The organism is Rhodoferax sp. GW821-FHT07G04, assembly GCF_059418585.1.
Map to the genome: position 1 here is coordinate 44703 of NZ_JBWKQD010000008.1, position 12713 is coordinate 57415.

The 12713-nt window shown below is 61.4% G+C and carries 11 protein-coding genes and 1 tRNA gene; 6 read left to right on the forward strand and 6 right to left on the reverse strand.

Annotation, left to right across the window (positions count from 1 at the left end; genetic code table 11):
- Positions 1-275 precede the first annotated feature (275 nt).
- On the reverse strand, positions 276-3161 hold the full coding sequence (locus AC07OO_RS25135) for a DEAD/DEAH box helicase (RefSeq protein ID WP_495084912.1): 2886 nt from the start codon (positions 3159-3161) through the stop codon (positions 276-278).
- Between the two features lie 32 nt (positions 3162-3193).
- Positions 3194-3370 carry a hypothetical protein gene (locus AC07OO_RS25140; protein ID WP_495084913.1) on the reverse strand — a complete coding sequence of 59 codons (177 nt, stop codon included), beginning with the start codon at positions 3368-3370 and terminating at the stop codon, positions 3194-3196.
- Between the two features lie 374 nt (positions 3371-3744).
- On the opposite strand from AC07OO_RS25140, the gene AC07OO_RS25145 reads away from it, so the two are divergent.
- The gene (locus AC07OO_RS25145; protein ID WP_495084914.1) at positions 3745-4365 is read left to right on the forward strand and encodes a 2'-5' RNA ligase family protein; all 621 of its coding nucleotides are present in this window, start codon (positions 3745-3747) and stop codon (positions 4363-4365) included.
- A 26-nt stretch (positions 4366-4391) separates the two neighbouring features.
- Here AC07OO_RS25145 and AC07OO_RS25150 read toward each other — a convergent pair whose 3' ends face one another.
- Positions 4392-5300 (reverse strand): LysR family transcriptional regulator, encoded by a 909-nt coding sequence (locus tag AC07OO_RS25150; RefSeq protein WP_495084915.1) that lies wholly within the window; start codon positions 5298-5300, stop codon positions 4392-4394.
- A gap of 134 nt (positions 5301-5434) precedes the next feature.
- Between AC07OO_RS25150 and AC07OO_RS25155 the strand changes: the two genes are divergently transcribed.
- Both AC07OO_RS25155 and AC07OO_RS25160 read left to right on the forward strand, forming a co-directional pair.
- Complete coding sequence (locus AC07OO_RS25155; protein ID WP_495084916.1) at positions 5435-6664, forward strand: acyl-CoA dehydrogenase family protein; 1230 nt, start codon at positions 5435-5437, stop codon at positions 6662-6664.
- Positions 6665-6682: 18 nt separating this feature from the next.
- Entirely contained in the window at positions 6683-7447 is a 765-nt protein-coding gene (locus AC07OO_RS25160; protein WP_495084917.1) for an SDR family oxidoreductase, read from the forward strand.
- A 16-nt stretch (positions 7448-7463) separates the two neighbouring features.
- Here AC07OO_RS25160 and AC07OO_RS25165 read toward each other — a convergent pair whose 3' ends face one another.
- Positions 7464-8231, reverse strand: a complete 768-nt coding sequence (locus AC07OO_RS25165; protein WP_495084918.1) for a substrate-binding periplasmic protein — start codon at positions 8229-8231, stop codon at positions 7464-7466.
- Between the two features lie 87 nt (positions 8232-8318).
- Positions 8319-10019, reverse strand: coding sequence for an electron transfer flavoprotein-ubiquinone oxidoreductase (locus AC07OO_RS25170; RefSeq protein WP_495084919.1), 1701 nt, complete (start codon positions 10017-10019; stop codon positions 8319-8321).
- A gap of 137 nt (positions 10020-10156) precedes the next feature.
- On the opposite strand from AC07OO_RS25170, the gene AC07OO_RS25175 reads away from it, so the two are divergent.
- On the forward strand, positions 10157-10939 hold the full coding sequence (locus AC07OO_RS25175; protein WP_495084920.1) for an SDR family oxidoreductase: 783 nt from the start codon (positions 10157-10159) through the stop codon (positions 10937-10939).
- Positions 10940-10944: 5 nt separating this feature from the next.
- On the opposite strand, the gene AC07OO_RS25180 is transcribed toward AC07OO_RS25175, so the two are convergent.
- On the reverse strand, positions 10945-11703 hold the full coding sequence (locus tag AC07OO_RS25180) for a 3-hydroxyacyl-CoA dehydrogenase (RefSeq protein ID WP_495084921.1): 759 nt from the start codon (positions 11701-11703) through the stop codon (positions 10945-10947).
- Between the two features lie 134 nt (positions 11704-11837).
- Between AC07OO_RS25180 and AC07OO_RS25185 the strand changes: the two genes are divergently transcribed.
- Both AC07OO_RS25185 and phaR read left to right on the forward strand, forming a co-directional pair.
- Positions 11838-11914 (forward strand) — tRNA-Val (locus tag AC07OO_RS25185).
- Positions 11915-12074: 160 nt separating this feature from the next.
- Positions 12075-12524, forward strand: coding sequence for a polyhydroxyalkanoate synthesis repressor PhaR (gene phaR / locus AC07OO_RS25190; RefSeq protein WP_495084922.1), 450 nt, complete (start codon positions 12075-12077; stop codon positions 12522-12524).
- Positions 12525-12713: the final 189 nt, after the last annotated feature.

The following is a 12713-nucleotide window of genomic DNA, read 5'->3' on the forward strand; positions in this document are numbered from 1 at the left end:
CTCGGGTCCAGGTTGCTGATGGCGCTTGTGGTAAAGCCCAAAACACCTGCCTGCCCCTGCGGGTGGCAGGTCGGCGATGCGTAACCCGGCACTGAGCCCAGTTTGTGGAGCACAGCGGGACTGGGTTGTGGTTTTAACCAATGACATACCAGTCTCGAAAATTCTCACTTTCTACAAGTGATTATTGAATACCAATAAGATACCAAATCACATGAAGTTTGGATATGCCTGGAAGCGGAAAATTTCTAGGGAGATACCCTAGGAGCATGGGCGAATCAGCGCCGCCGGCCGCTGCTGCCCCAGCGCGGTTCCGCGTCACCCTGGTCTACGTGGTTGGACATTAGCGCGCCCAACGGGGCCAGCAGGGCGTCCAAGTCGGCCTGGTCGAATTTCACGGCACCGGCCGCGTCGTGCCCCAGCACGCTGTCCGTGAGCACGCGTTTGCGGGTCTGCAGTTCCAGCATGCGTTCTTCAATGCTGCCTTCCACCACCAGCTTGTAGATGAAGACCGGCTGGTCCTGGCCGATGCGGTGGGCGCGGGCGGTGGCCTGTTCTTCGACAGCGGGGTTCCACCAGGGGTCCATGTGGATCACGGTGTCGGCAGCGGTCAGGTTCAGGCCCACGCCACCGGCCTTCAGGCTCAGCAGCAACACAGGCACTTCCTGCGCCTGGAAGCGCTGGACTACAGTGCCGCGTTCCTGCGAGCTGGTCCTGCCGGTCAGGCTCAAGAAGGGTAAAGACAGCGCCACCAGTTGGTCCGCAACCAGGTCCAGCAAGGCGGTGAATTGGGAGAAAACCAGTATGCGACGGCCGTCTTCCACCAAGGCCGGCAGCATATCGGCCAGCAGCTCCAGCTTGGCCCTCTCCATATGGGACCCCCACGCTCCACCGCTACGCGGGTCGCTGCCCCCTGATGGGGTTAACTCGCCTTGGGGCGGCCCGGCGGCGAGTTGTGGCCCCTGCGCTGAACCAGCGTCGCTGTGTTTCACCAGTCGTGGGTCGCAGCACACCTGGCGCAGCTTCAGCAAGGCGTCCAGGATGCTGATTTGCGCAGCGCCGAAGTCCTGGCGTTGCAGCACGCGGCGCACCTGCACGTCGGCCGCCACGCGCACGCTCTCGTACAGCTCGCGCTGCCGCCCTTGTAGCTGCACGCGCTTGATGACCTCGGTGCGTGGGGGCAGCTCGCTGGCCACATCCTGCTTGCGCCGGCGCAAGATGAAAGGGCGCACGCGCTGGGCCAAGAGCGCGGCGCGCAGGGTCTCGCCGTTTTCTTCGATGGGCTTGCGCCACCGGGCCGCAAACTGGCGGGCATCGCCCAGAAAGCCTGGCATCAACCAGTCGAATTGCGCCCACAGTTCGCCCAGGTGGTTTTCCATGGGCGTGCCGGTCAGGCACAGACTGTGGCGGGTTTGCACGCGGCGCAGGGCGCGGGCGCTGCGGCTGCCTGCGTTCTTGACCATCTGCGCTTCGTCCAGGATGACCAAGTGGAAGCGCTGGGCGGCCAGGGCATCAACATCGCGCCACAGCAATGGGTAGGTAGTCAGCACCAGGTCGTGCTCGGGCATGTGCGCAAACAATGTGCCGCGGTCTGGGCCTTGCAGCGTCAACACGCGCAGGTCGGGTGCCATGCGGCGGGCTTCGGCCTGCCAGTTGAAGATCAAGGAATTGGGCAACACCACCAGCACGGGCAGGTCCAACCTGCCGGCGTTTTTCTCGATCAACACATGGGCCAGCGCCTGCGCCGTCTTGCCCAGACCCATGTCGTCGGCCAAGATGCCGCCCAGATGGTGGGCACGCAGGTATTGCAGCCAGGCCAGGCCCTCCAACTGGTAGGGGCGCAGCTGTACCTGCAGGCCTTCGGGTGAGGCCACGGGCTGCGGCGTGCCCAGGGCCTGCAGGCGCTTGGCCAAGCTTGCCAAACCCATGTTTCCCTGCAATTGCCATGCGTTGTGTGGGCCTACGCGGTGCACATCCAGCAGACTGGCCCGCAGGGCGTCCAGCCGCCGGGCCTCCCAGGCTCCCAGCTGCAAGCCCTGGTTCTGGGCGCGTTGCGGGTCGGTCAGCAAATCCACCATATGCCCTACGATGGCCTTCAGCGGTGCGGCCGGCGCGTCGATGCGCTTGCCACCCGGCGCGCGCAAGGACACGATGGACAGATCGTCAATGGTTGCGATCAAGGCCGCATTGAGCCAGCGCGCGTCCCGGCGCAGCAGGTCGGCCAGCATCGGCGCCAAGTCCAATGTTTGGCCGTCGATCTCTATCCCCAGGCTGAGCAGCCAAGCGCCCTCGCGGGCCGGCAGTTGCAGCTTCTGCACACCGCGCCCCGGCTGTACCAATGCGTCTGCAGGCTCCTTGGACAGGACTTCACCGGTGTCCGGGCCGACCACCAGCTTCCAGCGCTGTACGGGTACGCTCTCGTGGGCGAAGCCGGGCTTGACCACGACCGACCAGCCTTGGGCCTGTAGTTGGGGCACCTGGTCGGCCCAGAAGTCGCCAAAAAAGGCTTCCTGCGACAGGGTCCACACGGATCCCAGGATGGGGCGGTGCGTGCGGCTGCGCCACTGGAAGGAGCTGTCGGCCAGCGGTACGAAACCCATGTCCCAGACGCGGTCCATCGCGTCTGCCTCGGCCGCCAAGTCGCGGCGCATGCGCACGACCGGGCCGCCGGTGTCGAACAGCTCTTGCACCGCTGGCGGGCGGCTGTTGAGGATGGAGGAGGGGGCCGGGGCTTCCCAGTGGTCGCCTGCTGCTGTGCGGTAGGTCCAGTCGAACTGGGCCAGGGTCACGCTGTCGCCACGGGGCCCAAGCTTGCCCTGGGGTTTGAGGCCCAACAGGCCGTCGCCGCGGCCCAGGGTTTGCAGCGTGAGGCGGGGGCGGAAGTGGCCTTGTACGGTGCCGTCGGCCGACTCCGCGGCCTGCTCCTGCGGAAGTGGGGCGGCGGGGGCTGATGACACCGAGACTGCGGTCGGTTCGACAGCGGTGTCCCCGCGCAGCAGGGCCATGACCCGCGCGGCGTCCGCGTCGCTGAGGGTGGGCAGGCTGTTCAGTGTGGCGGCGTCAGCTTTGCGCCGAAGTGCCGCGACCCACAGCGCTATGGCATGGTCATGCGGTGCGCCGTCACCCGAAGCGGGGGAAGGTGGAGCGGGGCGGGAGCTGGGCATGCGGCGATTGTGCCGCGCCCGCCGGTGGAGCTTTAGCGGACGACGCTGAGGTAGGCGTAGGCGGCTTCGCGCAGCTCTTGCGCGTGGTGGGGGCTGTTGCCGGCGCAAGCGTCTGCGCTGTCCATCAGCTGGTGGGCCAAGCTTTGGTCTTCTGGGGCCGCACGGCGGGTAGACAGCAAACGGGCGATCTGGGCAAACAAGGTATACATAAAAGTGCCACCGGTCAGGGTGGAAAGTTGCGATACCGGTAGATTAAGGGTTTTCCCTAGGTTTGCAAACCCGAATAGGCCAATTACCCATGCACATCTCGCATGATGCATGGGCAGGCCCTGCATAGCTGCCATGGTTTTACTGGCGATTGCTATTGAATTTGTAGCGTGTAAGTTATATTCTACGAGGGCTAGGTGCCACTTTTACCAAAGCCGTCTGGCTGGAAAGGCCGCGTTGGCCTGTTGCCGACGCCAGTACGGCCCTAGCCTGCAGCACAGGGGGTGGCGGTCCTTGGTCCGCGTGGGGGGCAAAACTGGTCTATGCTGGCCTGCCTATCGCCCAACGGCGCCAAACACCAACAAAAGGAGGGGGCATGTCGGACCAATCGAGCTTGCCGGGTTTTGAAGATGCCGTGCTGAGTCCACCACCCAAGGCCACACCGGTGCCCAAGAAGCGGCCGGAGAGGCTGCCTTTCAGCGTGTTTTTCTCCATCTTTTTGCCGCAAGACTTTGCCAGGCCCATTGCTGCACAGGTGGCCGCCTTTGGCCGTGAACAAGGGCTGGTGGGCAAGCCTCTGCTGCCGCACCGCCTGCACATCACGCTGCACGACCTGGGCAACTTTGCCGAGGTACCCCCGGAACTGGTCCAGCAAGCACTAGCGGCCGGCAACGCCATGGCGTCCGGCGCATTCGACGTCAGCTTTGACCACGCCATGAGCTTTCCCAGCAGCGGAACCTATGTGGTGTGTGGCAATGATGCGGGCACCGCACCGCTGGTGGATTTTCGTGAAAACCTGGGCGTTGCGATGCAGGAGGCCGGGCTCAAGGTCAAGAAGAGCTTCACACCCCATATGACGGTAGCCTACGACCGCAAATCCATCCCTAGGCACGACATCGACCCCATTACCTGGACCGCCACTGAATTCAAGCTGATCAAAAGCCATGTGGGTCAGGGCATCCACGAAACGCTGGGCCGCTGGTCGCTGCCAGCCTGACACCATAGCGGCGAGTCGGCGCTGCGTTAGGCGCTGTCAAACGTGGCAATGATCGCGTCCCGCAGCCAGCGGTTGGCCGGGTCGTTGTCGGCGCTGGCGTGCCAGTACAAAAAGATGTCGTGCGCGCTGACTGCTATTGGGAAGGGAATCAACTGATTGCCCAGCAGACCATTGGTGGCCCGGGCATAGCGCTCGGGCATTGTGAACAGCAGGTCCGAGGTGCTGACCACCTTGCAGGCCGTCCAGAAGTGCTGGCAGCGCAGCTTGATGCGCCGCTGCACACCCAGGCGTGACAGCTCCATGTCCTCGATGCCCGGCCCGGTCTTGCGGGAGCTGGCCAGGATGTGCTCCTGCGCCAGATAGGTCTGCAGGTCGATGCTGCCCTGGACCACCGGGTGGTCTTTGCGGGCAACCACCACCATGGCCCCGCCGGTCAGGCGCAGGTTGTGGATGTCATGGGTTAGCGGCAGCAGCACGTCCACCACAGCCGCGAGCGCACCCGACGTCAGATCCGATTGAAAGTCGGCGCGGTTGTGGTGCACTGCCGAGATTTGCACGCCCGGTGCCGTGCCCCGGGTCAGGCGCATCAGCTCGGGTATGGCTGTGGACTCGACGATGGAGCGCATGCCGATCGCGAATTCGCGCTGCGAGGTCAGCGGGTCGAAGCGTTCCAGCTGGCGCAGCGAACCGTCAATCTCGCCGATGGCGCGGCGGATCGGGCCGATCAGCTCCCGTGCTACCGGAGTAGGCGTCATGGCGTGGCCCACGCGCACAAACAGCGGGTCGTCGACCAGCGTACGCAGCCGGCCTAGCGCGTGGCTGACGGCCGGCTGGCTCAAAGCCAGCGCCTCGCTGGCGCGGGTGATGCTGCCTTCGGTGTAGATGGCGTCGAAGACAACAAAAAGGTTCAGGTCGATGCGGCTGATGTTCTTCATGGTCTGGTTGATTATGGTTGGCCTTGATCATGCACCAAACGAATAGTTGTGCTGAAAACAAAGCATTGGTCAGACCGTGGGCAGCGCCTTAAGCTCGTCCCCATTGGCCCACCAAGGGCGTTAGAGGACCCCCAATGCATACCGATTTTTCTCCCAAGGTGCAGGACCTGCACCAACGGGTCAAAACCTTTTTGAACGAATCCGTCTTCCCACAATACGAGCGCCGCGAACGCGAAATTGCTGCCAACGCCAAGGCGGGCAATGCTTACCGTCCTGTCCCCGTGGTGGAAGAGCTGAAGGCCAAAGCCAAAGCTGAAGGCCTGTGGAACCTATTCCTGCCCGAATCGGCCCACGGTTTTGGCCTGAGCAATCTGGAATACGCACCCATTGCCGAGATGATGGGCCACCAGTACTGGTCGGCCGAGGTCTTCAACTGCTCCGCCCCGGACACCGGCAATATGGAGGTGCTGGAGCGCTATGGCACGCCGGCGCAACAGGAGCGCTGGCTCAAGCCGCTGCTGGCGGGCGAAATCCGCTCCGCGTTTGCAATGACCGAGCCGGCCGTGGCCTCGTCGGACGCCACGAACATCGCATGCCGCATAACTCGCGATGGCGACGATTACGTCATCAACGGCCGCAAGTGGTACATCACCGGCGCGGCGGCCGATGCCTGCAAGGTGTTTGTGCTGATGGGCAAGACCGACCCGGACAACGCCAACCGCCACCGCCAGCAGTCCATGATCCTGGTGCCCAAGGACACGCCGGGCGTGACCATCGTGCGGGACATGGCCCTCTATGGCTTCATGGACCCACCGGCCGGCCACCCCGAGGTGCTGTTCGAGAACGTGCGCGTGCCGGCCAGCAATATCCTGCTTGGCGAAGGGCGTGGCTTTGAGATCGCCCAGGGGCGCCTGGGCCCCGGGCGCATCCACCACTGCATGCGCGTCGTAGGCATGGCCGAGGCGGCGCTGGAGCTTATGTGCAAGCGCGTGGTGTCGCGCGTGGCCTTTCACAAGCCGCTGTCGGACCAGAGCGTGTGGCGCGAGCGCATCGCCAAATCCCGCACGCTGATCGACCAGACGCGGCTGTTGGTGTTACATGCGGCACACCGAATGGACACGGTTGGCAATAAAGTAGCGGCCAAGGAGATTGCAATGATCAAGGTCGCCGCCCCCAACAACTGCTGCAAGGTCATTGACTGGGCTATCCAGGCACATGGTGCGGGGGGCTTCAGCCAGGACTTTTTGCTGACTTCGTACTACGCCTATGCACGCCATCTGCGCACGGCCGATGGTCCGGATGAAGTGCACAACAACGCGATCGCCAAACAGGAACTCGCACCCTATCTCGCCGCTTTGGCATAAGGAAAAGGAAACATTTCGATGAGCAAGACAGCATTCTCCGGCCAGGTTGCACTGGTCACTGGCGCAGGCAATGGCATTGGCCGCGCGACCGCACTGGCATTCGCAGCCCAAGGCATCAAGGTCGTGGTGTCGGATGTGGATGTGAATGGCGGCGAGGGCACCGTGGCCCAGATCCGCGATGCGGGTGGTACGGCCAGCTTTGTGCGCTGCGATGTGGCGCGCGATGCCGAGGTCAAGGCCTTGGTCGAGGGAGCCGTCGCTACCTACGGTCGACTGGACTATGCCTTCAACAACGCCGGCATCGACATTGAAAAAGGTAAGTTGGCCGATGGCACGGAGTCCGAGTTCGACGCCATCATGGACGTGAACGTCAAGGGCGTGTGGCTGTGCATGAAATATGAACTGGCCGCGATGCTGAAGCAGGGCGGTGGTGCGATTGTGAACACGGCATCGGTGGCAGGCCTGATCGCGGCGCCCAAGATGGGCATTTATGCAGCATCCAAACACGCCGTCATGGGTCTGACCAAGAGCGCTGCGGTGGAGTACGGCAAGAAGAACATCCGTATCAACGCAGTGTGCCCTGCGGTCATCGACACCGAGATGTACCGCCGCGCCCGGGACTCGGATCCCAAGAAGGCTGAGATGGCGGTGCTGGTGCACCCCGTGGGCCGCATTGGCCAGGTGGAAGAGATTGCGGCTGCCGTGCTGTACCTGTGCAGCGATGCGGCCGGCTTTACGACCGGCATTGGTCTGCCAGTGGATGGCGGGTTAACCGCTAGTTAAACCATGGAACAAGCCACTACCGGCTGAGCTGGTAGTTGGCCTGCATTTTTGCCAAGGCGCCGGTGCGTTGCAGGTTCTGGATGCCACGGTCCAGGCGCTCGACCAGGCTGCTGGCCTGCGGGTTGCTGCGGCCGATGCCGAAGTGCAGGGGGTGCGGCTCGGTCTCTGGCAGAAGAGCCACCGTGTGCTGGCCTGCTACCAAGGGGATAGTGCCCAATTTGCGATGACCTTGGATGACCTCCTGCATGTCAACGACCACATCGCAGTACTCTTTGTTCAGCTTGACCATCAGGCTGGTGTAGCCGTTGGATCCGGCATCGATGGTTTCGGGCGGTAGCTTGGTGTAGGCCGTGGACGCCCCACGCAGGGCGCAGACCTTGAGCGTACCCAGATCAGCCAGCGTGCGCACCGGTGGCGTAGGGTAGCGGCTGCTCAGGTAGATGTAGGCCGGTGTCAGGCTGACATAGGGGCGCGAGAACAGGAACTGTTTGTCTCGCTCCGGATTGCGCAGAAAGGACATCACGATGTCCGCACCGTCGCTGCGTGTGACTTCGGTCAAACAGCGCACCCAAGGGCGCAACTGGATCAGCAAGTCGTGGTCATGGGGGAAGATGGCGCGCAGCACATCTGCTGAAAAGCCCTTGACCTGTGGGTTGTCTGGCGTCGCATAGGACATCGGCGGCCAATTGTTGTCACCGCCACAGGCAACCACGCGGTCTGCTGCATCAACCCGGGCAGCGAGCCCAATGGATAAACCCGCAATCAGTAGCAACAGGTGGCGCATGGAAGCTTCAGAATACCACTGTGCCCAGGGATTGCAAGACGTGAGGGGTAACGGCAGAGCCCTGGGCCGGCACTGCCGAGTCTCTTCTTACATGCCGGCGTAGTTGGGACCGCCACCGCCTTCGGGCGTGACCCAGACGATGTTTTGCGTGGGGTCCTTGATGTCGCAGGTCTTGCAGTGCACGCAGTTTTGCGCATTGATCTGCAAGCGTTGGGCATCACCACCCTTGGCGGTGTCGGGCACAAACTCGTACACACCGGCTGGGCAGTAGCGCGCCTCGGGGCCGGCATATTTGGCGAGGTTGACATTCACCGGAACCGATGCGTCCTTCAGCGTCAAATGCGCGGGCTGGTGTTCTTCGTGGTTGGTGTTGCTGATGAACACGCTGGAGAGGCGGTCAAACGTCAGCTTGCCATCGGGCTTGGGGTAGACGATGGGTTTGCACTCGGCTGCGGGCTTCAGGTAGGCGTGGTCGGGCTTGGTGCGGCGTAGCGTCCAGGGCATGCGGCCGCGCAAAATCAGTTGCTCAAAGCCGTTCATGATGGTGGCAACGGTCAGGCCGTACTTGAACCAGTTCTTGAAGTTGCGGTCCTTGTTCAGCTCGGTGTATAGCCAGCTCTTCTCAAAGGCTTCGGGGTAGGCGCTCAGCTCATCGTGCTGGCGGCCTGCCACCACTGCGTCGTAGGCGGCTTCTGCGGCCTGCATGCCGGTCTTGATGGCAGCGTGGCTGCCCTTGATGCGGCCCACATTCAAATAGCCCGCGTTACAACCAATCAGGCAACCACCGGGGAACACAGTCTTGGGCAGCGCGTTGATGCCGCTGGCATTGATGGCGCGTGCGCCATACGACAGTCGCTTGGCGGTGATTTCGCCCTTGGCGTTCTCGAAGTAGTAGCGGATATTGGGGTGGGTTTTCCAGCGCTGGAATTCTTCAAACGGGCTGAGGTAGGGGTTGGAATAGCCCAGGCCGGTGACAAAGCCCAGTGCGACCTTGTTGCCTTCCAGGTGGTACAAAAATGCGCCGCCATAGGTGTCGGATTCCATCGGCCAGCCGGCGGTGTGCATCACAAAGCCAGGCTCGTGGCGGCTGGGGTCGATCTCCCACAGCTCTTTGATGCCAATGCCCCAGCTTTGTGGGTCTTTGCCTTCGTCCAATTTGAACTTGGCGATCAATTGTTTGCCCAAATGGCCGCGTGCGCCTTCGGCAAACACCGTGTATTTGCCCAGCAATTCCATGCCGAGCTGGAAGTTCTCAGTCGGCTCACCGTCCTTGCCCACGCCCATGTTGCCGGTGGCCACGCCCTTGACGGAACCGTTGTCGTTGTACAGCACTTCGGCGGCGGCAAAGCCGGGGAAGATTTCGACGCCCAGGGCTTCGGCTTGTTCGGCCAGCCACTTGGTCACAGCGCCCAGGCTGACAATGTAGTTGCCGTGGTTGTGCGCGAAGGGCGGCAGGACCATGTTGGGTACGCGCACGCCAGTTTTTTCACCGAGGAACATGTAGGCGTCATCCGTCACCGGCTGGTTCAGCGGTGCACCCATTTCCTTCCAATTGGGGAAGAGTTCGGTCAGCGCGATCGGGTCCATGATGGCACCCGACAAGATGTGCGCGCCCGGCTCCGAACCCTTTTCCAGCACCACAACCGAAACGTCTTTGCCTTTTTCTGCGGCGAGCTGCTTGATGCGGATGGCCGATGCCAAGCCACCGGGGCCGCCACCCACGACAACAACGTCGTATTCCATCGCTTCACGGGGGCCGAATTGGGCAAGAATTTCCTCGTTGGTCATGGTGTGTCTCGTTCAATAATGGGAACTGTAGGATTCAGCCAAACCGTGCAGTGCCTTGGCTGGGTTCGCTTGGCATTTTATGCGTTGAATCTATGCAAAAGCACGGTCGTACTTTTTTATTCGTGGAGGTTCTCTAAATGGCATACACCATCGATCTTTCAGGCCGCGTGGCCTTCATCACCGGGGCATCCAGCGGTTTGGGCGCACAGTTTGCGCGCACCTTGGCGACAGCGGGAGCGGCCGTTGTGCTGGCCGCTCGGCGCGTCGAAAAGCTCAAAGACTTGCGGGCCACCATCAATGGCGAAGGCGGCGATGCCCACGTCATCGAACTGGACGTCAACGACCACGACTCCATCAAGTCCGCGGTGGCCCATGCGGAGACTGAGGTAGGTTCTATCGACATTCTGGTCAACAACTCGGGCGTCAGCACCACGCAGCGTCTGCAAGACGTGTCGCCTGATGATTTCGACTACATGTTCAACACTAACGTCAAAGGTGCATTCTTTGTAGCCCAAGAGGTGGGCAAGCGCATGCTGGCGCGGGCTACCGGTTCTGCGCCGGGCAGCTACACGGGTGGGCGCATCATCAATGTGGCCTCCATGGCCGGCCTGCGGGTGCTGCCGCAGATCGGCGTGTACTGCATGAGCAAGTCGGCTGTGGTTCACATGACCAAGGCCATGGCCTTGGAATGGGGCCGCTTTGGCGTCAATGTGAATGCCATCTGCCCCGGCTACATTGACACCGAAATCAACCACCGCCACTGGCAGACCGAGGCCGGCCAAAAACTGATCCAGATGCTGCCGCGCAAGCGGGTAGGGCAGCCGCAGGATCTGGACGCGTTGATCGTGATGCTGTGCTCGGACCAAAGCCATTTCGTCAACGGAGCGGTGATCGCTGCTGACGATGGCTTTGGCGTGTAAGCAGGTTATCGCGGTGCCAGGCGGATGGCGCCGTCCAAACGGATCACTTCGCCGTTGAGCATGTCGTTTTCAAAGATGTGCACGGCCAGCTTGGCATAGTCTTGTGGCGTGCCCAGGCGGGAAGGGAAGGGTACGGCGGCTGCCAAAGAGTCTTGCACTTCCTGGGGCATGCCAAACATCATGGGAGTGCCAAAGATGCCGGGGGCAATTGTCATGTTGCGGATGCCGTTGCGGGCTAGATCACGTGCGATGGGCAGTGTCATGCCGACCACGCCGCCTTTGGACGCGCTGTAGGCCGCCTGGCCCATTTGTCCGTCGTACGCTGCTACCGATGCGGTGGAGATGATGGCGCCGCGTTCACCAGTGGATTCGGGTTCGTTCTTGGACATGGCATACGCTGCCAGGCGGATCATGTTGAAGCTGCCGACCAGGTTGACGGTGATGGTCTTGCTGAATACGGCCAGACTGTGTGCACCATTCTTGCCAACAGTTTTCTCGGCGGGGGCAATGCCTGCGCAATTGACCAAGCCCATCAGCTTGCCCAGAGATACAGCTTTGGCGACAACAGCTTGGCCGTCGGCTTCTTGGCTCACGTCGCACTTCACAAAGGCGCCTCCCAATTCCTTGGCAATGGCTTCGCCTTTTTCGGCTTGCATGTCGGCGATGACAACCTTTGCGCCTTTGGCGGTGAGCATGCGGGCTGTGCCCTCGCCCAGACCCGATGCGCCACCGGTCACGATAAATACTTTGCCTGCGATTTCCATGGTGTTTTCCTTGTGGAGTGGATGAAAGGTTGACGTTTACGTTAACGTCAATTATGGCCCAAGCCGATGCCGTGGTGCCGCGTTTTCGGGAGCCCTTATTTTTACTGCTATACTTCGGCCTCTCGAATACTTGTAGGCGCATAGCTCAGCTGGTTAGAGCACCACCTTGACATGGTGGGGGTCGTTGGTTCGAGTCCAATTGCGCCTACCAAAATATGCCCCGTCTCCTTTGTGGAGGCGGGGCTTTTTTGTTTCTGATGCCTGTGCCAAATGGGGCCATAGGGTAATCCCAGGTTGGGCCTCTTCATCGAATCCCTAGAATCTGTTGCACTGCAATACACATTGGATCCCCAGGGAAGCCGTTCGGCGATATGCAAAACAAATCTACGACAGACAGAAAGCCCGCACAACGGGTCATCAAGAAGTACCCCAATCGACGGCTGTACGACACCGATACATCCAGCTACATCACGTTGGCCGAGATCAAGCAGTTGGTCATGGAGAACGAGCCCGTCGCTGTGCGCGATGCCAAGACGGGTGAGGATCTGACACGCAGCATCCTGTTGCAGATCATCTTGGAAGAAGAGGCCAACGGCACGCCCATGTTTACCGCTGCTGTGCTGGCCAACATCATCCGGTTTTACGGCCACACCATGCAGGGCTTCATGGGGGGCTACCTTGAGAAGAATATGCAAGCCCTGATGGAAATGCAGGCGCCGCTTATGCAGGGAACCATGGGCAACAACCTGTTTCAGCAGATGCAGGAGCAGATGCAAAAGCAGACCGAGCAGATTCTGGGTACCTTTGGTCTGAAGCGCTAGGCATAGTTGCAGATCTCACCTGCCATTGGGGAAAAGCGACGACAATCGCTGCATGAGTGAAGCAATTTCTACCCCCGAGCGCGTTCCCACTGTTGGCTTTGTGAGTCTGGGCTGCGCTAGGGATAGTTAATGTATACCACTCGCACAGACGTAAAAAAGCCCGCTAGCTGCGGGCTTTTTTGTGCTGAT